This is a genomic window from Rhodococcus sp. PAE-6 (assembly GCF_025290685.1).
In the GTDB taxonomy this organism is placed as follows: domain Bacteria; phylum Actinomycetota; class Actinomycetes; order Mycobacteriales; family Mycobacteriaceae; genus Rhodococcus; species Rhodococcus pyridinivorans.
Genome location: NZ_JAOCLZ010000273.1, coordinates 1 through 231 on the forward strand (window position 1 = coordinate 1; position 231 = coordinate 231).

The following is a 231-nucleotide window of genomic DNA, read 5'->3' on the forward strand; positions in this document are numbered from 1 at the left end:
GCCGAGGTCGACGCAGGGGTCGTCGACGCCGAGTCGGTCGCGGCCGAGCACGTCGGCGACTTCGTCGGCGACGAGCGACTCGAGCGGGTCGGTGGGGGCCGGACGGTCGCCGGTGCCGGCGGTCAGGTTCGGTGCGGGCAGGGCGGCGCGGTCGAGTGTACCGACGGGGGGCAGCGGGATCTCGTCGAGCACGCTGATGACGGTAGGCACCATGTGCGCCGGGAGATGCTC

The 231-nt window shown here is 74.0% G+C and carries 1 protein-coding gene; it reads right to left on the reverse strand.

What is annotated here, in order from left to right; genetic code table 11:
- On the reverse strand, window positions 1–192 hold a 192-nt coding region (locus NVV99_RS27000; protein WP_260783359.1), incomplete at its 3' end, for a hypothetical protein.
- Window positions 193–231: the final 39 nt, after the last annotated feature.